The sequence below is a fragment of the Nocardia australiensis genome, assembly GCF_020733705.1.
Taxonomy (GTDB): domain Bacteria; phylum Actinomycetota; class Actinomycetes; order Mycobacteriales; family Mycobacteriaceae; genus Nocardia; species Nocardia australiensis.
In genome coordinates this window covers 499156-520220 of sequence record NZ_JAJFZM010000001.1, presented here as the reverse complement: position 1 = coordinate 520220, position 21065 = coordinate 499156, and the positions used below count along the sequence as shown (strand labels likewise).

General features: G+C 66.2%; 19 protein-coding genes and 1 pseudogene. 10 read left to right on the top strand and 10 right to left on the bottom strand.

Going from position 1 to position 21065, the window contains the following annotated elements; genetic code table 11:
• Positions 1 to 80: 80 nt before the first annotated feature.
• Entirely contained in the window at positions 81 to 962 is an 882-nt protein-coding gene (rsmA, locus tag LKE06_RS02445) for a 16S rRNA (adenine(1518)-N(6)/adenine(1519)-N(6))-dimethyltransferase RsmA (protein WP_227996833.1), read from the top strand.
• Between the two features lie 127 nt (positions 963 to 1089).
• On the opposite strand, the gene LKE06_RS02440 is transcribed toward rsmA, so the two are convergent.
• Positions 1090 to 1296 (bottom strand): heavy-metal-associated domain-containing protein, encoded by a 207-nt coding sequence (locus tag LKE06_RS02440; protein ID WP_227996831.1) that lies wholly within the window; start codon positions 1294 to 1296, stop codon positions 1090 to 1092.
• A gap of 260 nt (positions 1297 to 1556) precedes the next feature.
• Between LKE06_RS02440 and LKE06_RS02435 the strand changes: the two genes are divergently transcribed.
• On the top strand, positions 1557 to 2492 hold the full coding sequence (locus LKE06_RS02435) for a 4-(cytidine 5'-diphospho)-2-C-methyl-D-erythritol kinase (RefSeq protein ID WP_227996829.1): 936 nt from the start codon (positions 1557 to 1559) through the stop codon (positions 2490 to 2492).
• 75 nt (positions 2493 to 2567) lie between these two features.
• Here the strand turns inward: LKE06_RS02435 and LKE06_RS02430 are convergent, their stop codons facing one another.
• Positions 2568 to 3416, bottom strand: coding sequence for an LLM class flavin-dependent oxidoreductase (locus tag LKE06_RS02430; RefSeq protein WP_227996827.1), 849 nt, complete (start codon positions 3414 to 3416; stop codon positions 2568 to 2570).
• Between the two features lie 242 nt (positions 3417 to 3658).
• On the opposite strand from LKE06_RS02430, the gene LKE06_RS02425 reads away from it, so the two are divergent.
• Positions 3659 to 5446: an ABC-F family ATP-binding cassette domain-containing protein gene (locus tag LKE06_RS02425; RefSeq protein WP_227996825.1), complete on the top strand. Its 1788-nt coding sequence runs from the start codon at positions 3659 to 3661 to the stop codon at positions 5444 to 5446.
• Positions 5447 to 5467: 21 nt separating this feature from the next.
• Here LKE06_RS02425 and LKE06_RS02420 read toward each other — a convergent pair whose 3' ends face one another.
• Positions 5468 to 6379 carry an Abi-alpha family protein gene (locus LKE06_RS02420; RefSeq protein WP_227996823.1) on the bottom strand — a complete coding sequence of 304 codons (912 nt, stop codon included), beginning with the start codon at positions 6377 to 6379 and terminating at the stop codon, positions 5468 to 5470.
• Positions 6370 to 7686, bottom strand: a complete 1317-nt coding sequence (locus LKE06_RS02415) for a DUF445 domain-containing protein (RefSeq protein WP_227996821.1) — start codon at positions 7684 to 7686, stop codon at positions 6370 to 6372. Before LKE06_RS02415 ends, LKE06_RS02420 begins: the two co-directional genes overlap by 10 nt.
• A gap of 366 nt (positions 7687 to 8052) precedes the next feature.
• Between LKE06_RS02415 and LKE06_RS02410 the strand changes: the two genes are divergently transcribed.
• Positions 8053 to 8931 carry an Abi-alpha family protein gene (locus LKE06_RS02410; RefSeq protein WP_227996819.1) on the top strand — a complete coding sequence of 293 codons (879 nt, stop codon included), beginning with the start codon at positions 8053 to 8055 and terminating at the stop codon, positions 8929 to 8931.
• A gap of 371 nt (positions 8932 to 9302) precedes the next feature.
• Positions 9303 to 9842 carry a nuclear transport factor 2 family protein gene (locus LKE06_RS02405; protein WP_227999248.1) on the top strand — a complete coding sequence of 180 codons (540 nt, stop codon included), beginning with the start codon at positions 9303 to 9305 and terminating at the stop codon, positions 9840 to 9842.
• A gap of 14 nt (positions 9843 to 9856) precedes the next feature.
• On the opposite strand, the gene LKE06_RS02400 is transcribed toward LKE06_RS02405, so the two are convergent.
• Positions 9857 to 11500, bottom strand: a complete 1644-nt coding sequence (locus LKE06_RS02400; protein ID WP_372477274.1) for a peptide chain release factor 3 — start codon at positions 11498 to 11500, stop codon at positions 9857 to 9859.
• A gap of 340 nt (positions 11501 to 11840) precedes the next feature.
• Here LKE06_RS02400 and LKE06_RS02395 point away from each other — a divergent pair, with 340 nt between their 5' ends.
• The 3 genes and pseudogenes from LKE06_RS02395 to LKE06_RS02385 all read left to right on the top strand — a co-directional run.
• Positions 11841 to 12434, top strand: coding sequence for a 50S ribosomal protein L25/general stress protein Ctc (locus tag LKE06_RS02395; RefSeq protein ID WP_227996817.1), 594 nt, complete (start codon positions 11841 to 11843; stop codon positions 12432 to 12434).
• 37 nt (positions 12435 to 12471) lie between these two features.
• Positions 12472 to 13053 (top strand): aminoacyl-tRNA hydrolase, encoded by a 582-nt coding sequence (gene pth / locus LKE06_RS02390; RefSeq protein ID WP_227996816.1) that lies wholly within the window; start codon positions 12472 to 12474, stop codon positions 13051 to 13053.
• Positions 13054 to 13307: 254 nt separating this feature from the next.
• Positions 13308 to 13583 (top strand): annotated as a pseudogene (locus LKE06_RS02385) (TetR-like C-terminal domain-containing protein); the annotation flags it as partial.
• 16 nt (positions 13584 to 13599) lie between these two features.
• On the opposite strand, the gene egtD reads toward LKE06_RS02385, so the two are convergent.
• The 4 genes from egtD to egtA are packed head-to-tail and all read right to left on the bottom strand — an operon-like array spanning position 13600 to position 18098.
• Positions 13600 to 14571 carry an L-histidine N(alpha)-methyltransferase gene (egtD, locus tag LKE06_RS02380; protein WP_227996814.1) on the bottom strand — a complete coding sequence of 324 codons (972 nt, stop codon included), beginning with the start codon at positions 14569 to 14571 and terminating at the stop codon, positions 13600 to 13602.
• On the bottom strand, positions 14568 to 15446 hold the full coding sequence (gene egtC / locus LKE06_RS02375; protein ID WP_227996812.1) for an ergothioneine biosynthesis protein EgtC: 879 nt from the start codon (positions 15444 to 15446) through the stop codon (positions 14568 to 14570). Before egtC ends, egtD begins: the two co-directional genes overlap by 4 nt.
• Positions 15439 to 16779, bottom strand: a complete 1341-nt coding sequence (gene egtB, locus LKE06_RS02370) for an ergothioneine biosynthesis protein EgtB (RefSeq protein WP_227996810.1) — start codon at positions 16777 to 16779, stop codon at positions 15439 to 15441. Before egtB ends, egtC begins: the two co-directional genes overlap by 8 nt.
• Positions 16776 to 18098 (bottom strand): ergothioneine biosynthesis glutamate--cysteine ligase EgtA, encoded by a 1323-nt coding sequence (gene egtA / locus LKE06_RS02365; protein ID WP_227996808.1) that lies wholly within the window; start codon positions 18096 to 18098, stop codon positions 16776 to 16778. Before egtA ends, egtB begins: the two co-directional genes overlap by 4 nt.
• A gap of 171 nt (positions 18099 to 18269) precedes the next feature.
• Between egtA and LKE06_RS02360 the strand changes: the two genes are divergently transcribed.
• Both LKE06_RS02360 and LKE06_RS02355 read left to right on the top strand, forming a co-directional pair.
• Complete coding sequence (locus LKE06_RS02360; RefSeq protein WP_227996806.1) at positions 18270 to 19442, top strand: aminotransferase class V-fold PLP-dependent enzyme; 1173 nt, start codon at positions 18270 to 18272, stop codon at positions 19440 to 19442.
• Between the two features lie 6 nt (positions 19443 to 19448).
• A complete protein-coding gene (locus LKE06_RS02355) occupies positions 19449 to 20366 on the top strand; it encodes a ribonuclease Z (protein ID WP_227996804.1) in 918 nt (305 codons plus the stop codon).
• A gap of 3 nt (positions 20367 to 20369) precedes the next feature.
• Here LKE06_RS02355 and LKE06_RS02350 read toward each other — a convergent pair whose 3' ends face one another.
• The gene (locus LKE06_RS02350) at positions 20370 to 21002 is read right to left on the bottom strand and encodes a DUF2461 domain-containing protein (protein ID WP_227996803.1); all 633 of its coding nucleotides are present in this window, start codon (positions 21000 to 21002) and stop codon (positions 20370 to 20372) included.
• Between the last annotated feature and the right edge of the window lie 63 nt (positions 21003 to 21065).

Genomic DNA, 21065 nt, shown 5'->3' with positions numbered 1-21065 from the left:
TTCGCCGCGCTCGAATCCGCCGAGCGGCTGCGGATCGGGGACGCGCGCCCGTCGTCCGGGCGAGTTGGTAGGTTTTCGAGGTGACCGAACCTGATGTTTCCGCTCGTGGGAGCGCCGCGTTGCTCGGGCCCGCCGAGGTACGGGCGCTGGCGGAGCAGCTCGGCGTCCGGCCGACCAAGCAACTCGGGCAGAACTTCGTACACGACGCGAACACGGTGCGGCGCATCGTGGCGGCGGCGGGGGTGGGGCGCGCGGATGCGGTGCTCGAGGTCGGGCCGGGTCTCGGGTCGCTGACCTTGGCGCTGCTCGACGTAGTCGACTCGGTGATCGCGGTCGAGATCGATCCTGTTCTCGCGCAACATCTTCCGGTGACCGTCGCCGATCGAGCGCCGGAATTGGCTGGACAGCTGCGGGTCGTCCAGGCGGACGCGCTGCGGGTCGGTCCGCAGGATTTGCCTGCCGCGCCGACAGCGCTGGTCGCGAACCTGCCCTACAACGTCGCGGTGCCGGTGCTGCTGCATCTGCTGGCCGAATTGCCCAGTATCACAACCTCATTGGTGATGGTGCAAGCCGAGGTCGCCGACCGATTGGCGGCGGAGCCGGGCGGCCGGATCTATGGGGTGCCGAGTGTGAAGGCGGGCTTCTTCGGGACCGTGCGGCGCGCGGGTGCGGTCGGTACCCAGGTCTTTTGGCCGGTTCCGCGCGTAGAGTCCGGCCTGGTGCGCATCGAGCGCTACGCCGAGGCGCCGTGGTCGATGGATGACGAGCACCGTCGCCGCGTATTCGCGGTGGTCGATGCCGCGTTCGCTCAGCGCCGCAAGACCTTGCGTGCGGCACTGTCGGGTTGGGCGGGATCGCCCGCCGAGGCCGAACGCCGCCTGGTCGCCGCCGGCATCGATCCCATCGCCCGCGGTGAGACCCTCGACACCGCCGCCTACGTTCGCCTCGCCGATCAGGCATAGCTCGCGCTCAGGCGTCGCGTCTATCTCGTAGGCGAGTCGCCATGGATGCGCGGCGTCGCTGCGGTGCGGATCTCGAACAACGCGGTGAGCCCGCCGCCGGTGGGCGACGGGCTCGGTTGGATTCGGGTCAGACCGCGAGTTCGTAACCTGCCTCGTCGACCGCGGCGACGATGTCGGCATCGGCGACGAGAGCGCTGCTATCGATACGGACCGCACCGCTGGCGAGATCCACGTCCACGCTGGTTACTCCGTCGATCTTGCCGATTTCCGTACGGACCGAGCTGACGCAGTGTCCGCAGGTCATTCCCTTGACGGTGTAAGTGCTGGTGGCCATGTCCGACTCCTTCACTGGCGACTGATCATACGGTCCGGGGGTATCTCCCGCACCACACGAACATACCCCCTATGGGTATTGGACGCAACTTGTCGACCGGGTTTTGGATGAATGCCGAAGTTGTGCCATGTTGGTCATCGCGGAGCCGCTGCCGTTGGTGCGGATCGCGGTGCGCTAGTGGACGTTCGTGGTCTCGACCCGGGTGAACGGCTCGTCTCGACGCGCGCACCTGTCGTATGCACCCGTTAGGCTTGAGCATCGTGTTGTCAGTTGTGCCCAGCCCCGTCATCGTGCGCGCGCCGTCGAAGGTGAATCTGCATCTCGGCGTCGATGATCTACGCGCGGATGGCTACCACGATCTGACGACGGTGTTCCAAGCGCTCTCGCTCGGCGACGATTTGGAGATCTCCCCGTCGGCGTCGCTCACCGTGCGGGTCAGTGGCGAGGGTGCGGCCGAGGTGCCAACCGATCGCACCAATCTCGTGTGGAAAGCGGCAGTTCGTGTCGCCCACTTGGCCGGGCGGGCACCGCTGGTGGAAATCGCCATCAACAAGGGGATTCCGGTGGCGGGCGGGATGGCGGGCGGCAGTGCGGACGCCGCCGCCGCGTTGGTCGGCCTGAATGAGCTGTGGGATCTCGGCCTGACCCGCGAGGAATTGGATGCGCTCGCGGCCGAACTGGGTAGTGATGTCCCGTTCGCGCTGCACGGCGGCACCGCGCTTGGCACGGGCCGCGGTGAGCGGCTGCTGCCGGTCTTGTCCCGCAACACCTTTCACTGGGTGCTCGCGCTCGCCAAGGGTGGCTTGTCCACGCCCGCGGTATTCACCGAACTCGACCGGCTTCGGGTAATTGGCGACCCGCCGCGGCTCGGTGAGCCACAGGCGCTGATGCAGGCGCTTGCCTCCGGTGATCCGAAGCAACTTGCGCCACTTCTGGGGAACGACCTGCAAGCCGCCGCCCTTTCGTTGAAGCCGGAACTGCGACGGACCCTCCGGGCCGGAGTCGGAGCGGGCGCTCTGGCGGGACTGGTCTCCGGATCCGGCCCGACGTGCGCGTTCCTCTGCGACAGTCAGGACGCCGCCGTCGCTGTTGCCGCGGAGCTCGCGGGCGCGGGTGTGTGCCGCAGCGTACGTACCGCCAGCGGCCCCGTGCCCGGTGCCCGCGTCATCAACGGTGATGTCCACGGCAACCACTGAAATCCGCCCGGGCGTCGACGGGTGTATTCCAAAGGGGCGCTGCGGTATCCGTCGGAGCGATGTGGTGTCGACCGGTCAGGCGATTGCCTCGGCGAGCCGATCCACCTGGTCGGTGTCGCGGCCGTAACAGTAGAGCATCACCTCGTCGGCACCGAGATCATCGAATTGCTTGATGGCCGTGCGTATTTCATGGGGAGTGGTGAGCATCCCGGCCAGCATGAAGTCGGCACGTCCACTGAATTCGTAGTAGTCGCCCATCGAGCGACGTGCGTCCTCGACGACATCGGGGGCGCCGAGCGCGACATTGACCTGCGCAACGATGCGGGGCGCGCCGTCATGCCCGTGATCGCGCCACGAGCGACGAGCGGTTTCGAAAAGGCCGCCCGCCCAGGAGGGGGCGGCGGCCGCGAGAAAGCCGCCGCCCCACCGGCCGACCCGGTCGATAGCGGTTGGCGCGAAGCCGCCGAACAGCAGTGGCGGCCCTTCCGGATGTAGTGGAGCGGGACCGATCGGACCGCAGTCGGGTCCGTACGGCGCGCCGGACCAGAGGCGTCGCATGGTCGCGACCTGTTCGTCGAGTCGACGGCCGCGGGTGCGTAGATCGGTGCCCGAGGCAATGTGGTCGTCCTCGCGCCCGCCGACGCCGAGGCCGAGCACGAATCTGCCGCCGGACATGCGATCGAGCGTGGCGGCCTGCTTGGCCAGTAGCGCGGGCTCGCGCAGCGGTGCGATCAGCACCTCGGTCTGGACCTTGATGCGAGTGGTCGCACCGGCGATCATGCCGAGCGCGATGAGTGGTTCGGGATTGTCGTAAACGAGCCGATCGAGCAGGCCGAGCGTGGTGAACGGGCCGGCATCGGCGCGGCGTGCCCAGTTGAGCAGGGTAGCGGGATCGGAAATCGGCAGACCGAGACCGACGCGCATGAGGAACCTCCGGAGCGGATTGATGGTGCCGCTCGGCGCCTCGTCGTGAGGCGGGGCTCCTATTGCGCGGCATTGCCTCGGGAGCGCCAGGTGTACGACTTTAGTCGTAACGAACGGTGTTCGCTCACTTAGATTGAACGAACACCGTTCGTTTCGCAACCCTCCGCCCGGAGCGCCACAACGGTGGGTGAGTAGGCTCAGCCAGCCGGCAAAATACGCGGAGAGGCGGGCTAGCGGGATCCATGTCCAACCTGATCAACCTCGAACAGGTCTCCAAGAGCTTTGGGATCACCCCACTATTGGACAATGTGTCCCTCGGCGTCCACGCGGGCGAGCGGATCGGTGTCGTCGGTCTCAACGGCGGCGGTAAGACCACCCTGTTGGAGGTGCTGACCGGTCTCGAGCCACCCGATAGTGGCCGCGTGAGTCGAGTCGGTGGCCTGCGCTTGGCGGTGGTGACCCAGCGCGGCGTGCTGCCCGAGGGCGCGACCGTCGGATCCGTCGTGCTGGCCGGCCTGGCTGATGACGCGATGACCGACGATGTGGCAGAACACGAGTGGGCGGCCAATCCGCGCATCCGCTCGGTCATGGAGGGGATCGGGATCGCTGGTCTCGGCCTCGAGACCTCGATCGACAACCTCTCGGGCGGTGAGCGGCGGCGCGTCTCGCTGGCCGCGGCCCTGGTCCGCGATCTCGATCTGCTAGTCCTCGACGAGCCGACCAACCACCTCGACGTCGAGGGCGTGCAATGGCTGGCCGAGCATTTGCTCAATCGCCGTAGCGCGCTGGTGGTCGTAACCCACGATCGCTGGTTTCTCGATACCGTCGCCACCAACACCTGGGAGGTCGTCGGTGGCAAGGTCGAAAGCTACGACGGCGGGTACGGCGACTGGATATTCGCCCGCGCCGAACGCGCCCGGCAGGCCGATGCCTCCGAAGCACGACGCAACAACCTGGCCCGCAAGGAGTTGGCGTGGTTGCGGCGCGGCGCAAAGGCACGGACCTCCAAGCCGCGCTACCGGGTGGAGGCGGCGGAGGCACTGATCGCCGATGTGCCGCCGCCGCGTGACAGTGTCTCGCTGGCAGCGTTCGCGCGAAAACGCCTCGGCCGCGTGGTCATCGAGCTGGAAGACACCACGCTGACCACCCCGGACGGGCGAGAGTTGGTGCGCGACTCGACCTGGCGGCTCGCGCCGGGGGAGCGGGTCGGCTTGGTTGGGGTCAACGGCTCCGGCAAGACAACACTCTTGCGCACGCTGGCCGGTGATACGGAACCGGCTGCGGGCAAGCGCATTCAGGGCCAGACGGTGCAGATCGGCTGGCTGCGTCAGGAACTCGACGACCTGCCGACCGACATGCGAGTACTGGAGGCAGTGCAACAGGTCGCGCAGCGAATCATGCTGGGCGACAAGGAGATCTCCGCTGGTCAGCTGGCTGAGCGACTCGGATTCAGCCCGGCACGGCAGCGGACGCCGGTCGGCGATCTGTCCGGTGGCGAGCGGCGCAGACTACAGCTGACCCGCATCCTGATGGCCGAGCCGAACGTGCTGTTGCTCGATGAGCCGACCAATGACCTGGATATCGATACCCTGCAACAGCTCGAGGATCTGCTCGACAACTGGGCGGGCACCCTGGTGGTGATCAGCCACGACCGCTACCTGATCGAACGCATCTGTGACTCGACCTGGGCGCTATTCGGCGACGGCAAACTCACCAACCTGCCCGGCGGTATCGACGAGTACCTGAAAAAGCGTGCCGCCCAAGGCGCGTCGCCGACGCGTTCCGATACGAAGAGCCCAACCGCACCAGTCACCGATGCCGCTGCCCAACGCGCCGCGCGCAAGGAACTGTCCCGGCTCGAGCGCGCCATCGTCAAGTTCGACGAGCGCGAACAGCGCCTACACAGCGCGCTGGCCGAAGCCGCGACCGACCCGGACAAGTTGGTGAGCCTGGGCGCCGAGCTCAAACAGGTGCTGGCGGAAAAGGAAGCCGCCGAGGAGCGCTGGATGGTTCTGGCCGAGGACGCCTGATTCAGGCAACCGCCGCTGTGCTCAGCTGGTGCCTGACGCCCTGCCATCCTGAATAACCACCGGCAAGCAGGTCTGGACGAAGTCGGCGCCGAAACCGGTGAGGGCGATACTGCGGTAGTGCACTTTGGTCCCGAAGCCGGACCGCTTGAGTACCTCCCGCACGGGCGACTGCGCCTCGAGGAGTTGGTACCGATTCGGGTTGCCGACAGGTTCTTTGACGAACTCGATGAGCCCGAGTCTGCGCAGATTGGGCAGGTACTGCTGGATGCGGTTCGGGAAGCGCAGTCCCGCGTGTTCGCCGATCAGATTGAGGCCGGACATGACGCGCTCGGCGCCGAGGCCGCGCGGGCGACCGGTGCGGATATCGATCGAGGGCTGTGGCCCGTCGAGGTGCAGGAATCGTAGGACGCGAGCCTCGTCGGGTGTCAGGTCGGCGAGCATTCGCGCGAAGGCGGGGTGGGTTTCCTGGGGCTCGCCATGCGTGCTCGCCGACAGTCGCAGCAGTGCGGCTCCCTGTTCGCGCAGTGTCGGCAGTGCCGCCGGATCGGGTGGTTCGGGGACGGTGGGTATCCGCAGCGCCCGGCGTATTGCCTCGCGTACCTCGGCCTCCGCCGCCGCGAGGACCTCGCGCGGCGGCGTACCCGCGGCGCTGCCACGGACAACGGTGGCGCCGACGCCGAGCGCGGTGTCGATACTCCACGCGGCCACATCGGAAACGGCCGTCACGGCCACCCGCGCGATGCCGGTGGCAGCCCGGACGGTCTTGCGCGCTGAACCGGGTTTCCTTGTTCGCGTTGGGGTTTCAGCGGTGAGTTCGATTTCGGTGACGGACCGTCTCGTGATCTCCGTCGACGCCGTGCTCGGCTGGGGCCGGACCGATTCAGGAGGCCCGGAGGCCTGCTGGTCGTCGCCGTCGGGTTCCGTCACCACCATGTCGTTGCTACTCCCGTCCCGAAGATCAGGATATGAGCGTATCCGGCCAGCAGTCCCAGCGCGCCGCCATGGACGAAAAGCAGCCATTCGTCCTGTTTGATCGCCGATCGCAGCATGTCGACCAGATCGTTCGGCGATAGAGCCGACATTTGCTTGGAGATGTATTCGTTGATCTGCTGGCCCTGACGGACGTTGAACTCGGGATCGGCGAAAGCGATCGGTGCGATGTTCATGGCCTCGCTGGTGAACGTCGACTGCAGTGCGTCGTATTCGCGGCTGCCGATCACGAACTTCACCGCGGAGCGGGCCGGTCCGAGCGCGCGATCGGCGGCCGGGCGCAGGGTGTCCTCGAGCATCTGCATCGTTCGGTCCGAGCGCGGGCCGTTTAGCAGTTCGTCGCCGATATTGGCGACCGTCACAACCTGAGTGGAAACCAATTCGGCGTAACCCGAGGTGATTTCGTCCTGCCGCTTGATCAGCAGGCCCTGCCGCCAGGGGCACCACCACTTCGGATAGGCGGGTGCGAAGATCATATTGATACCGACCCAGTTGACCATCCAGCCGATAATGATGCCGCCGATCGGCAGCACCGCCAGCGTGGACCAATGGGTCAGGTGCAGAATGCCGACGAGCACCGCACCCATAGGCGCGCCGAAATAGAAGCCGAAGTTCTGCATGAACCGCAGTTCCTTGGCGCCGAGTACCTGGAACAGTTGATTGAGCAGTTGTGGGCGGGCTTGGAAATAGCGGATGACCATCTGCTTGACGTCGAGTAGCTGATCGATATTCGCGCCGAGTTCCTCGGTGAGTTCGCGCAGAATGTCCGGCAGCTGCTGGCTGACCCGGTCGTGCACCATGTCGCGCACCTGGGTCGGCAGGTTGTACCAGAGCTGGGGGTGCTCGCGGCGCAGGATTTCCTCGACGATGTCGTGGATCCGGTCCTCGGCGATATTCGTCAAATGTTCCGCGAGCGCATCCGGTTCTATCTCTCGATAGAAGTCGGCGACGCTACCGAGTTTCGCGAGCCCCTTGTCGACGGCAATGCTCGCCATCTTGTCCGCGCGTGAGGGCACGATGCCCTGCCAGCCGATCCTGCCGTCGTAGCTCAGCAGCGGCAATACCTGAATTCGTTTGGGCAGGAACGGAAACAATGCACGCAAGCCCGGAAGTCGAACGCCGTGGAACGCGATCGGCCGGAACAACATCAGCACGCCGGTCCAGTTGGTGATATAGCCGATGATGCCGGTAAAGAGTGGAATCGTAATCAGTTCCAACACGATGGACGGGTGGAACACACTCTCCAACACGACACCCTCCTGCCGATATATCGGTGATCGCCGCTCACCGGGACCTCAAAGTAGCATCCTGTCGGCGACTGGACCTTACTGTGAGGTAGGGAAGGTGGTCCACTTCGAGTGCGCCGGACCACACTATTCTGTCTGAGGCGTCAGTCACAGTAGGTGTCCACGATGTCGTACTGGCCACGGGAAGCGGAGACAATGACCACCACCACCTCCCACTCGCGTCAGCTGCGGGTGTTCGGGAGGTCCGTCCGGCGGCGGGGCCGGTCGTGAGTGGTGGCCCACAACTGGCGCGTCAGGAATACCTGAGAGGCAGTCGGGCAATAATCTGTGGGCGGAATCGTTCACCTGGGCAATACATCGGAGTACGACGTGGCAGACGACAGGACCGGACAGGACGTGACCCGGGCCGGTTCCCGCGCTGTGGAGCGCGGCTCAGATGTCGAACAGCGGCAGATCAGCAATGAGGCGCGGCTGATTCGCGGTGTGTTCCGTGCGGCAGGGCTCGCGGCGGGCACAGTGGTGCGTGGCAGTCAGTGGGCGGTGAACACCTCCTATGAGGTGACAAAGGAGATCACGCAGGCTGCGCTGGATGGCGAGTCGTCAGCGGATATCGCCGAGCGGACCGGCAATGCGTTGCGGTCGATCGCGCGCAGCGCGCTGGGCGTCACCGAGGGGTCGGTGCGCGAAATCGTCAGCTATGTACCGACTTCCAGCGGCCCGGCGGCCCAGCATGCGGTGGCGCTCGGGGCGCCGCTGCATTCGACGTCCGTCGAGGAGTTGCGCCGCCGTGGTGACGCGTTGCTCGCGCGTTCGGCGGATGTCTACTTCTCCGAGGATGTGCATCCGGCCTACGACCGGATCCTCGACGAACTGGCGCCGGACGAGGCGCGCATTCTGCGGTTCATGGCGCTCAACGGCGCACAGCCCTCGGTCGATGTGCGGACCAATCGGCCGCTGGGTATCGGCTCTGAATTGGTCACCGGGGACCTGACCTCGGTACCGGAACAGGCGGGTGTGCGCTATCCAGACCGGGCGCGCACCTATCTGATCAACCTCAACCGTCTCGGTTTGACATTGACCTCCGATGATCCGGTGGTGCTCAGCCGCTACATGGTGCTGGAGGTGCAGCCGGAGGTGGAGGCGGCGCTGAAGAAGGCGGGCCGGGCGCCGAAGATCGTCCGCAAGAGTCTGCGGCTGACCGAGTTCGGTGCGGATTTCTGCCGGATCTGCTTCACGATCGGCGGCTGATCCGGCAGCTGTCCAGGTTGCGACGCCACTGCCTGTGTAGCGCGGTGATAGCAATCTGATACAAATCTGGCAAATCCCGGAGTCCAGCGGCTTTGAATGGGATTGTTGAATGTATGGACCAGGACACCGGTGGGCAGGAGCGTAGCGACCGGGGGATGGGTGCCGGTGGGCAGGAGCGTAGCGACCGGGGGATGGGTGCCGGTGGGCAGGAGCGTAGCGACCGGGGGATGGGTGCCGGTGGGCAGGAGCGTAGCGACCGGGGAATGGACACCGCTGGGCAGGAGCGTAGCGACCCGGGGATGGACACCGGTGAGCAGGAGCGCGGTGAGCCCGGAATGGACACCGGTGCGCGAGAGCGCGGCGACGTCGGGATGGACGCCGGTGGGCAACCACGTAGTGACCGGGGGATTGATCCGGTCGCCGCGATCAGTCGGCTGAAGTTCAGGTATCTGCGGGCCCTCGACACCAAATCGTGGGACGTGTTCGCCGATACTATGGTGCCGGAGGCGACCGCGACCTATAGCGAATACCTGCAGTTCGAATCGCGCGAAGCGTTCATGGCGTTCATGCGTAATACCCTCGGTCCGCACGTCATCACCGAACATCGCTGCGATCATCCGGAGATCGATGTCGACGGTGATACCGCCACCGGCACTTGGTATCTCGCCGACACGGTATTGATCCCCGCGCACAATATGTTGCTGCGCGGCGCGGCCTTCTACACCGATCGCTATGTGTTCTGCGCCGATGGCTGCTGGCGTATCGCGCACACCGGCTACGAGCGGACCTACGAGGTGGTGCTCTCGCTCAGCGATCTACCGAGCTTGCGACTTACCTCGAGCCGTTGGGGTCTCATTGCTCGCGAAGACGGCATCGCGTCGGTGGAACGTGATCCCGGTACCGCACCGTAGCGGCGGGATAACGCTCAGTCCGCCGCGGCGACCAACGGTTCGAGGGTGAGGGAGGGGAATTCCTTCTCGATGTATTGCAGCCGCCATTTATCGCTGAACAGCGCGAGCAGTGCCCCATCGCTGCGGGCGAAGACTTCCACACCGCGTTGCCGGTCGAGCTCGGGCGCCGACGTCGCGTCGGTGCGCCGGGCCAGGGTGTAGGCCAGATTCTCCATCCGCGTCTCGACATTGAACTCCGCCTTCATCCGGGCGGTGACCACCTCGAACTGCATCGGGCCGACGGCCGCGAGAACCGGGGAGGCGTCGCCACGGAAGTCGTTGCGCAGTACCTGCACCACGCCCTCGGAATCGAGCTGGTCGATGGCCTTGCGGAACTGCTTGTATTTGCCCGCGCTCTCGGCACGTAACACCGCGAAGTGCTCCGGCGCGAAGGACGGGATCGGCGGGAACTCCACTTTCCTGTCGACGAACAGCGTGTGCCCCGGTGCCAGCGCGGTCGCATTGACCAGGCCGACGACGTCGCCCGGATACGCGGTGTCGACGGTGGAGCGTTCGCGGCCGAATACGGTCAGTGCGTACTTGGTAGCGAATGGTTTGCCGGTCTGCGCGTGGGTGACGACCATGCCGCGTTCGAACTCACCGGACACGATCCGCATGAAGGCGAGCCGGTCGCGGTGTGCGGTGTCCATACCGGCCTGCACCTTGAACACGACGGCACTGAACGGGTCGGTGGTGTCGCGCGGGCTACCGGCCACATCCGCGCGTGGGCCCGGTGCCGGGGCCAGCGTCACCAAGGTTTCCAACAGTTGCCGGACACCGAAATTCAGCATCGCGGAGGCGTAGATGACCGGAGAGGTCTGACCGGCGAGGAACAGTTCCTGGTCGTGATCCTGCCCGGTCGCCGAGAGCAGTTCGCTCTCCTCGGTGGCGGTGGTCCACGCCTCGCCCTCGCGTGCCTCGGCGGATGCCACGCTCAGCGATTCCTCCGGTGCGATGGTCGCGCCGCCCGCGGTCCTGGTGAAGTGGATGTATTCGACCGCGGTTCCATCGGGTCCGCGCCGCAATAATCCGCGGAAGTCACCGGCGATGCCGACTGGAAGGAACAGCGGTGTCGGGGTGAGTCCGATCCGTTCGTCGATTTCGTCGAGCAGTTCCAGCGGCGCCTGGCCCGGCCGGTCCCACTTGTTGATGACGGTGATCACCGGAATGCCACGGTGGCGGCACACCTGGAAGAGTTTGAGCGTCTGCGGCTCCAGGCCCTTCGCGGCGTCGATCAGCATTACCGCGGCGTCGACCGCGGTGAGTACCCGGTAGGTGTCTTCGGAGAAATCGGAGTGACCGGGGGTGTCGACCAGGTTGATGACGTTGTCGACATCGGAGCCCGCGGCGCGGTAATTGAACTGCAGTGCGGTCGAACTGACCGAAATGCCGCGCGCCTTCTCCATTTCCATCCAGTCCGAGACCGTGGAGCGGCGGCCGGCCTTGCCGTGGATCGCGCCCGCCTCGGAGATCATCTTCGCGTGCAGTGCGAGCGCCTCGGTGAGCGTCGATTTGCCGGCGTCCGGGTGGGAGATCACCGCGAAGGTGCGGCGCCGGGCGGTCTCGGCGGGCAATCCGCGCGGAGTGGGCGCGACGACACCCTCAGTGGAGGCGGTCAACTCAAACAACCCTTTCACAGACGACCGATCGGCAACCGGTCCAGCGTACGCGACCTGGGTAACCGCGGCTCGACACGCCGTGACGTTCGAGCGACCGGCAAGCGGTCGCCGCCTTGACCACCCGATTGAAGCGGTGCATGACCACTGCGTTATGGTGTTCGGGTTGTCTCGGCGAGGGTGACCGCAGACCTGATGCGTTCACCGTGATCGACGCGGCTCGGCTTCCGGCCGTCCTCGTTCGGTCTTCGCCCGACGAGTAGACCAACTGAGCCAGGGCGAAAGCGGTCCCTGGCGACCATTGTTGACAAGCCTGGAACAGCCGTAGGGAGTAGATCAAGTCATGTCCGACGCCAACGTTCTCGAAGCCGCCGTACGCACGGAGTTCGGCAAGGGCGCCGCCCGCCGTACCCGTCGTTCGGGTAACGTCCCCGCCGTGCTGTACGGCCACGCCGCCGACCCGCAGCATCTGTCGGTCAACGCCCAGGCGTTCGCCGCCATCCTGCGCGAGCACGGCACCAATGCGCTGCTGAACCTCGTCATCGACGGCAAGAAGCAGCTCGCGTTGACCAAATCCGTTGTCGTGCACCCGATTCGCCGTTACATCGAGCACGCCGACCTGCTGATCATCAAACGCGGCGAGCGCGTCACCGCCGACGTGTCGGTCGTGTTGTCCGGCGAAGCCGCCCCCGGCACCCTGGTGACCCAGGAGACGACCACGCTGTCGATCGAGGCCGACGCGACCAAGCTGCCCGAGTCCATCGAGGTCTCCATCGAGGGCATCGCGGCCGGCACCCAGATCACCGCTGGTGGCATCGAGCTGCCCGCGGGCGTTACCCTCGCCGGTGATACCGAGGCGCTGATCGTCAACATCATCGCCGCCCCGGCCTCCGCGCAGGAGACCGAGGAAGCCGCCGAGTCGGGGTCCGCCGAATAACGCAGCGCCGAACTACTCCCACGGGTCGGTTTACTTCATGACCGAATCGTCGACCGGGCCGGCGCTCGTTGTCGGACTGGGTAATCCAGGTCCCGAATACGAGCGCACCCGGCACAATGTCGGTTTTCTGGTCGCCGACGTGCTCGCGCAGCGCGTCGGCGGCCGTTTTGCCGTGCACAAGAAATCCGGCGCTGACCTGCTACAGGCCCGGCTCGACGGCCGTCAGGTGCTGATCGCCAAGCCGCGCTCGTTCATGAATTTGTCGGGTCGTCCGGTCGCCGCGCTGGCCAGATTCTTTTCCGTGCCGCCGACCGAGGTGATCGTGGTGCACGACGAACTCGATCTGCCGTTCGGGTCGGTGCGGCTCAAGCGGGGCGGTGGCGAGGGCGGGCACAATGGCCTGCGATCGGTCTCCAGCGCCTTGACGACCAAGGACTACCTGCGGGTTCGATTCGGTATCGGGCGTCCGCCCGGCCGCCAGGATCCCGCGGATTATGTGCTCAAACCGTTCTCCTCGCCCGAGCGTAAGGAAGTTCCGGTGATCGTCGAGCAGACCGCGGATGCCGTCGAACTCCTGTTGCGGGTCGGTCTGGAGACCGCGCAGAATCAGCTGCACTGATGGCTTCCGCGCCGATTCCCCCCGTGCGCAACGGGTTCAGCGGGAAAAGCGAACTCCGCCACCGCCGTTCACCTGCCCTGATCAACGCGGCCGACTCCCGACTGCCGGTATCGCTCCGGTGCGGGTCCTCGCGTTCGGCAAGGGCGACAACCTCACTCAGACCCGCAAGCCCTGGTTAGTGGTTCGATGCGGTGCCGGAAAAGGTGGCCGCGTAGCGATCGACATAGCAACGGCCCGACCGCGCGGCCAGTTCACGTTTCACCCTGATGTTCCGCCACGACCTACTCGAGGGTTCCGGCGAGAACCTGCGTTCGATCACCTTGCCGCTTTTCGAGCGGTTCACCACACTCGTGCGCGAGAGCGCCCCGGCGGGCACCGGCCCCATCGATACCGAGGGCCGGGCGATCGCTCTCTGGACGAACCTGCACGGCATCGCCACGCTGCAGGCCAACCGCAGCCTCCGGCTCGTCGGACCGGCGGCCGACGTGCCTTCCCTTGTCAGCCGTGTGATCGAATTACATCTCGGCTGAACCGATTACAGCGATTCTAGGTACGCGCCGCCAGCACGGCGGCGAACCGCTGTTCGGGGTCGGTCCACACGTTTTCGGTGGCGAACCCGGCGGTGGCGAGTTCGGACTTCAAGCCCTCGATCCGGAATTTGGCCGAGATTTCGGTGCGAATCTGCTCGCCGCGGGCGAACCGCACAGTGAGGTCGAGGTCCGCGACGGTGACGGTCATGTCGGCGGTGGCCTCGAGTCGCATTTCGATCCATTCGCGCTCGGCATCCCAGATCGCGACGTGCTCGAACTTCTCCGGTACGAAGTCGGCCGAAAGGCGGTTATTCAACACCAGCAACACATTCCGATTGAATTCGGCCGTAACACCGGCGGCGTCATCGTAGGCGGGCACGAGGACGGCTGGATCGATGACCAGGCCCGCGCCGATGAGTAGTTGCTCGCCCGGTTCGAGCACCTCGTGGATACTGTTGAGGAATTCGGCGCGCTCGGCGGGAATCAGATTGCCGATGGTGCCACCGAGGAACGCGATCATGCGGCGATCGCCGCCGGGCAGGTTGTGCAGTGTGTCGGTGAAGTCGCTGACCACGCCGTGCACGCCGAGTCCGGGAAATTCGACGGCCACCTGGTCGGCCGCCGCCCGCAGCGCCGATGACGAAAAATCCTGCGGGACATATGTCTTCAACGGGCCCTCGGCGGTGAGCGCGGTCAGCAGCAGCCGGGTCTTCGCGGCCGAACCCGCACCGAGTTCGACCAGGACATCGGCGCGGGCCGTGCGTGCGATGTCGCCGACCACCCGTTGCAGCAGCGCGCGTTCGGTGCGTGTGGGGTAGTACTCCGGGAGCTCGGTGATCTGCTCGAACAGTTCGCTGCCGCGTGCGTCGTAGAACCATTTGGGCGGCAACCACTTCGGGTCCGCGGTGAGGCCGAGCCCGGCGTCCGCCCGCAACGCCGAGGTGAGGTCGTCGTCGGACAGGTGGATCTCCAGCGTCGGTGCGGTCATAGCGAGGCGCCTTTCGGTATCACGTCGTGCTCGGGTGATGAGGGTGCGAACGGTAGGGGTTCGACCGACAGCGTGCCGGGCCGTGCGGTGATCAGGCTCCGATCGGGGATCGGCTGCCAGCGCGGATCATCATCGAAGGGCTCGGAGGCGAGAATGGCGAAATCATCGGTGACCAGTGCTGATAGCGAGTGGTTCCAGGTGGTTGCCCATAGTTGGGTGCCATCGCCGAGTAGGAAGTTCAGCCGTGCCCGCGGCGCGTGCGCGATGACCGCCGAGACCAGCAGACTCAACGCCGCGGGCGCCGCGGCCCATTCGCCATCCGGCACACCGGTGGCGAGTAGTCGGCGCAGAATCACCCACAGCGTCGCCGAGTCGGTGCTCGACTCGGCCTCCAACAATTGCGTCGGATCGAAAAGCCCGATTTCGGAGTCCGGTGCGGTATCGGTGAGTTCGGCTGCGGCACCGGCGAACTCGGTGGCGACCTCCGCGAGGGTGCGTCGCCAATCCGGTACCAGGCCATTGTGGCTGAACGCCCAGCGGCCGTGCGTGAACGGCGCGCATGCGGTCCGCTCGACCGGCATTCCGACCGTCGCGGATCGCACTGCGGCAAGCACCGCCCACGATTCCAGTTGCGGTAGTACCTCTTCCACGGCCGGATCGGTCCAGATCGGCGCGGCATTGCGATACCGGCTGACGGTCACCTCGTCGTCCTGTTCGCCGCGCCACCAGGCGACCCCGAAGCCGTCCGCGTTGATGGTGCCGCCGCGGCGCATATCGCGTGGTGCCCACGCCTGGGTTCGCAGCGAATGCGATCCGAGCGTGAGCATGTCGCCGACGCGGACCCGTGGGCCGAGGTACCCGAGATGCCTACACATCGGCGGCGCCCAGATCGCGGGCGAGCCGGAAGCCGGAGAAGATCTGACGCCGGATCGGGTGGTCCCAGTTGCGGAAGGTACTGCGGCAGGCCACCGGATCGGTGCCGAACGAGCCGCCGCGCAGCACCCGGTAGTCGCCGCCGAAGAACACGTCGGAGTATTCCGCGTAAGGGAAGGCACGGAAGCCGGGGTAGGGATCGAAACCCGAGGCGGTCCACTCCCACACATCACCGATCAACTGGTGCACACCCGCAGGCGAGGCGCCGGCCGGGTAGGCACCGACATCGGCGGGCTCGAGGTGATGCTGGCCGAGATTGGCTGTGCCGGAATCGGGTTCGGTATTTCCCCACGGATAGCGGCGCGAGGTCGCGGTGGCCGGATCGAAGCGCGCCGCCTTCTCCCATTCGGCCTCGGTGGGTAGCCGCTTGTCCGCCCAGTTCGCGTACGCCTCGGCTTCGAACCAGCAGACGTGGACCACCGGCTGGTGCGGACGCAGCGGGGTCGGCACTCCGAAAACTCGGCGCCACCACTGACCGGCCGGATCACGCTCCCAGAACTGCGGCGCGACGAGACCGGCCTCCCCACGATGTGCCCAACCTCGTTGCGACCACAGCTCGGGCCGGTCGTAGCCGCCGTCGGCGATGAACTCCAGGTACTGGGCATTGGTGATCGGGGCGGCGTCGATCGCGAAGGCGGGCACCTGAACTCGATGCGCGGGGCGTTCGTTGTCCAATGCCCACGGTTCGGTCGAGGTGCCCATGGTGAATTCGCCCGTGGGAATGATCACCTCCCCGCCGACCGGGGTGGTCACCGTCGGCGGCGCGGGCGCGGACAAGACGGCCGGCCCGGTCCGGAGTTGGTGGGTCGCGAGCATGGTTTCGTCGTGCTGCTGCTCGTGCTGGGCGATCATGCCGAAGGCGAACCCGCCATCGACGAGCCGATCGCCGCGTAATGCGCTGCGGTCGAGCACATCCCACACCCTGTCGCGCACCGTCCCGACATAATCGCGAGCCTGGCCCGGATCCAGCAGCGGCAGCCCGGGTCGGTTGGCGCGCGCGTGTTTGAACGCGTCATAGAGCTCGTCGATATCGGCGCGCACGGGGTCACGCCCCCCGACATCACGCACCAGCCACAACTCCTCCTGATTGCCGATATGCGCGAGGTCCCACACCAGCGGACTCATCAGCGGGGAATGCTGGGCGATCAGATCGGGTTCGTCGACGCTGCCGGTGAGCAGCGTGGTGCGTTCGCGTGCCCTGGTCAGCACGTCGGCGATCCGATCGCGCAGCCGCTCGGTCTCGGAGTTGTCGATGGCGGAGTGCTTGGTGGTCACGAGACCGCTCCATTCGAGTTCGTGATCGAGACGAGTTCGTCGGTCGGGGTTCGACCGGTGTGGCATCGCTCGGCAGCGGATTCGATCTCGCGCGCGCCCGAGGCGGTTGTCGCGTGCGCGGCGGCCAGGGTCAGCAATTCGACTGCCACCGAACGGATCTGCGGATCGGCGAGGCCACAGCGGGCCGCGTGCAGCCACTGCCCGGTGAGCGGCTCGGCCAGCATGGTTGCCTCGTCCACCACGTCCGGTGCCGACATGAGCGCGTCGATCACATGGATCGGCACCGTCCAGTCATCGCCTGGCTGGGCGTCGAGGTAGCGGACCTCCAGGTGCCCGGACGCGCGAACCGGCGGAAACAAGGTGGTCAGGTGGTAGTTCAGATCGCCGACATCGGGGCGGTGGCCCACCTCGTCGTCCAACGCTCCGGACAACCAGTCGGCGAACGACGCACCCGGAGGGGCTGACCAGCCGCGATCGAGCTGGTTCGCCTCATCGGGTCTGCGCACGCACAACAGCGGAACGTCCAACGCCCACCGGGCGTAGTCGGCTATCGGATCCGGCCATGCCTCGACGGGCGGGCGGGTACGGGTGTGATCCAGACGCAGCCAGGTCCGCATCCGCTGTGAGGCCCACGTGCCAACCGGTGCGCCCCGCAGGGCGGGCGAGCAGGCGAAGGCGGCGAGTAATGGCGGACCCATGATGTAGAGCGCGGTCCAGCGTGCGGTGACGTCGGCGCGATCGACCCCAGCGTCGACGCTGACCTGCGTCGCGGCGGTATTGCACATCATCAGTTTGCCGAAGGGGCCGATACCGCCGAAGGCGAGTTCCATGGCCCGGTAGCGCGGCAACCGCAACACCCGTTTGGGGCGGCGGTCCGCATCCGCGGCGGCGGAAACCATTCGGATGGACCGGGATTCCAGAAGATCCCGCAAGATTCGGGTGTCGGTGCGCAATCTCTCGCTCAGCTGCGTGGTAACGGCGAACGGGGCGCTGGACAATTCGATCTGACCACCGGGTTCGAGGGTGACCCGGCTGCCCCCGGGCAACGAGAGTGCCGGTGAATCGGGAGCGATGGACCGTGGTGCGTAGGGTCCGAGTGCGTCTGCGAGTGCAGCTGGAGACGGGCGGCGGGCGGCGGATCGGTCTGGCGGCGAACACTCACCCTGCACGGTGAGCCACTCGAGTTCGGCGCCGATCAGCGTCGGTGGTCCCAACTTGAAACAGACGCCGCCGACGTAAGCCTCCGCTGCCGCGCGCGAGGACAAATCCCCGGGTTCGAGGACATTGGGCGACTCCGAATGCTCGAGTGTGACCGCCATGCCAACCTCCACCGTATGAATCCGTGCCGCCACGATTTCGCCATCGCCGTGGTTGGTGTATCGCCGCGGTCGCGGGTCGTATTCCGCGTATGCCGACTCCACCAGGGTAGCGAGATGTGCCGACAAGGAAACGACAAGAAGTTGAACTCCTGACCGGATAGGGTCGTCGGCATGCTGGACGACAAGCGCGTAAGGGATGACACGCCAGGCTGCGGTTCAGGACTGGTTTTCCTGGACAGTGCGGGTTCCTCCCTCCCGCCGCGAATCGTCACCGACACGGTGATCGGCCACCTCCGGCGCGAGGCGGAGATCGGTGGCTACCGTGCCGCTAGCGAACGCCTGGACGATCTGGCGGCGGTAAAAACGGCGATCGGCGCGCTCATCAATGCCGCCCCGAGCAGCATCGCGCTCAGCGACAGTGCGACGCGCTCCTGGGCAGATTTCTTCTTCTCGGTCCCGCTCGGGCCGGGTGACCGCATCCTCATTTCGGGTGCCGAATACGCGAGCAACGCGATCGCCGCGCTGCGGCGCGCCGCGGCGACCGGCGCCACCGTGGAGCAGATTCCCAGCGACGGCAGCGGCCAGATCGATCTCGAAGCGCTCGCCGCCATGGTGGACGAGCGCGTCAAACTGGTGTCGGTGTTGCACGTCCCCACCAATGGTGGATTGGTCAACCCGGCGGCCGAGGCGACCAGGATCGCGCATTCGGTCGGTGCGCTGGTGTTGCTCGATGCCTGTCAGTCCGCCGGACAGCTCGCGCTCGATGTGGTGGAACTCGGCGTCGACGCGCTGTCGGTCACGGGTCGCAAGTGGTTGCGTGGCCCGCGCGGCACCGGATTTCTTTACCTGCGACCGGAATTGGCCGCCTCGATGGTGCCCGAACGCCTCGACCTGCACAGCGCCGAGTGGTCCGCGCCCACCGAATACACCCTCGCCCCCGACGCGAGCCGTTTCGAATTCTGGGAATGCGATGTCGCCGCCCGACTCGGCCTTGGCGCCGCCGTGCGCTACCTGCTGGAACTCGGACCCGATGATGTCTACGAGGCGGTCGCGGCCCGCGCCGAACACCTGCGCAAATCACTTCCGGAAATCGATGGCGTCACGGTCCGCGACACCGGGATCAGGCACAACGGCATTGTCTCGTTCACCGTCGACGGTGTCGAATCCGTCGAGGTCCGCGACCACCTCGCGGCACAGGACATTACGGTGACAGTCAGCCACGCCAGTTCGACGCTGCTGGATATGTCAGCGCGCGGCCTCGGGTCGGTGGTGCGCGCCTCGCCGCACTGCTTCGTCGGCTTCGAGGAACTGGATCGTTTCGTAGCCGCCGTCGCCGCGCTCTGAGCCCCGGTGTCGCCACGCGAACTCGTCGTCCTCGGCACCGCCAGCCAGGTTCCGACCAAACAGCGCAACCACAATGGTTACCTGCTGCGCTGGGGCGAGGAGGGGCTACTGTTCGACCCCGGCGAGGGCACCCAGCGGCAGATGTCGCACGCGGGGGTGTCGGTCACCGGTATCACGCGCATCGCGGTCACCCACTTCCACGGCGATCATTGCCTCGGCCTGCCAGGAGTGATCCAGCGGATCAATCTGGACCGGGTCGCGCATCCGGTCGATGTGTATTACCCGGCCTCCGGTGCGCACTATTTCGATCGGCTGAGCAATGCGACAGCCTTTCATCGAACCGTAGAACTGCGGCCGCATCCGATCGCGGCGTCCGGCCCACTGGATTCGCCCGGTGCCTCATTCGAGTTGACCGCGATTGAACTGTCCCACCCGGTCGAGGCATTCGGCTATCGGCTCACCGAACCCGATGGGTTGCGGATGGTGCCGGAGCGGCTGCGCGCACTCGGTCTCGACGGCCCGGCCGTCGGCGAACTACAGCGGCGGGGATCGATCGAATGGGGCGGGCGCACAGTCACTTCGGCCGAAGTCAGCGTGCCACGGCCGGGACAGAGTTTCGCCTTTGTGATGGACACTCGGCTCTGCGCGGGCATCCATGAATTGGCCGCGGGCGTGGACATGCTTGTCATCGAGGCGACGTTCTTGGACACGGACGCGCATCTCGCCGAGAAATACGGTCATCTCACGGCAGGGCAGGCGGCCAGGGTGGCCGCCGAGGCGGGCGCCCGTACCCTGGTGCTGACCCACTTTTCGCAGCGCTACCGCACCCTCGACGAACATCACGCCGAAGCCGCACGGCACTTCACCGGCCCCATCGTGATTGCCGAGGACCTCGCGAGAATTCCGTTGCCGCGCCGGCGATAGCCGTCAACTCACCACGGCCGCAAGCCATTCGACGAGCGGACGCATGTTCTCCCATGCCTTGTGGACCTCTTTGCTCGCGCGGGGCGTGTCCAACCAGGCGGGTGCACCGAACTCCTTGCCGCAGGTGATCGACTTGTGCCGGAGCAGGTCGATGCGCGGATGGTCGGCCTCGTAGCCTTTCGGCTTGGTCTTCAGTTTGTCCCCGCCGACCGTCAGCCCGACGGTGGTGAGTTTCGCGAGGATCACCTCGAGTTCCGTGCCACGCACCTCGTCATCGATGGTGGCGCGCAGCTGCGCGAGCTGCGTGGGGGTGCCCGCGTAGAACCCGCCGCCGATGTACAGACCGGCCGCACCGATCTGCACATACCAGCCGCAGCCAGGCGCGACACGCACGACAGCGCCCTGGGCGGTCTTGTACGGCGTCTTGTCCTTCGAAAAGCGCACATCACGATAGGGCCGGAAGATCTTCGCTGGACCGAAGTGCGGCTCCAACTCCGTGGTCAGCGCGACCATCGGTGTCTTGATTGCCTCGTCGTAGACACTCTTGTGCGCGGTCCAGAAGGTTTTCGAGTTATCGGCCTCGAGGTCCTCGTAGAAATCCAGCCCCGCAAGCGGGAACCCACCGAATCGGCTCATGCTCATAACGCTACGACCCGGCTGCCCGGCGGTGTCGCCGGAGTCGGTGTCGCCACGAGACGG

Bases quoted from the DNA above. Each gene is read 5' to 3' on its own strand.
- LKE06_RS02430 (WP_227996827.1), bottom strand. From the start codon at position 3,416: ATGCGCGTCGGTCTCGGTCTGCCGATTTCCGATCCCGCTACCCTGCTC.
- pth (WP_227996816.1), top strand. From the start codon at position 12,472: ATGACCGAATCGTCGACCGGGCCGGCGCTCGTTGTCGGACTGGGTAAT.
- LKE06_RS02405 (WP_227999248.1), top strand. From the start codon at position 9,303: ATGGACGCCGGTGGGCAACCACGTAGTGACCGGGGGATTGATCCGGTC.
- egtA (WP_227996808.1), bottom strand. From the start codon at position 18,098: ATGGCGGTCACACTCGAGCATTCGGAGTCGCCCAATGTCCTCGAACCC.
- LKE06_RS02420 (WP_227996823.1), bottom strand. From the start codon at position 6,379: ATGGTGGTGACGGAACCCGACGGCGACGACCAGCAGGCCTCCGGGCCT.
- LKE06_RS02425 (WP_227996825.1), top strand. From the start codon at position 3,659: ATGTCCAACCTGATCAACCTCGAACAGGTCTCCAAGAGCTTTGGGATC.
- LKE06_RS02440 (WP_227996831.1), bottom strand. From the start codon at position 1,296: ATGGCCACCAGCACTTACACCGTCAAGGGAATGACCTGCGGACACTGC.
- LKE06_RS02395 (WP_227996817.1), top strand. From the start codon at position 11,841: ATGTCCGACGCCAACGTTCTCGAAGCCGCCGTACGCACGGAGTTCGGC.
- LKE06_RS02360 (WP_227996806.1), top strand. From the start codon at position 18,270: ATGCTGGACGACAAGCGCGTAAGGGATGACACGCCAGGCTGCGGTTCA.
- egtD (WP_227996814.1), bottom strand. From the start codon at position 14,571: ATGACCGCACCGACGCTGGAGATCCACCTGTCCGACGACGACCTCACC.
- egtC (WP_227996812.1), bottom strand. From the start codon at position 15,446: ATGTGTAGGCATCTCGGGTACCTCGGCCCACGGGTCCGCGTCGGCGAC.
- LKE06_RS02350 (WP_227996803.1), bottom strand. From the start codon at position 21,002: ATGAGCCGATTCGGTGGGTTCCCGCTTGCGGGGCTGGATTTCTACGAG.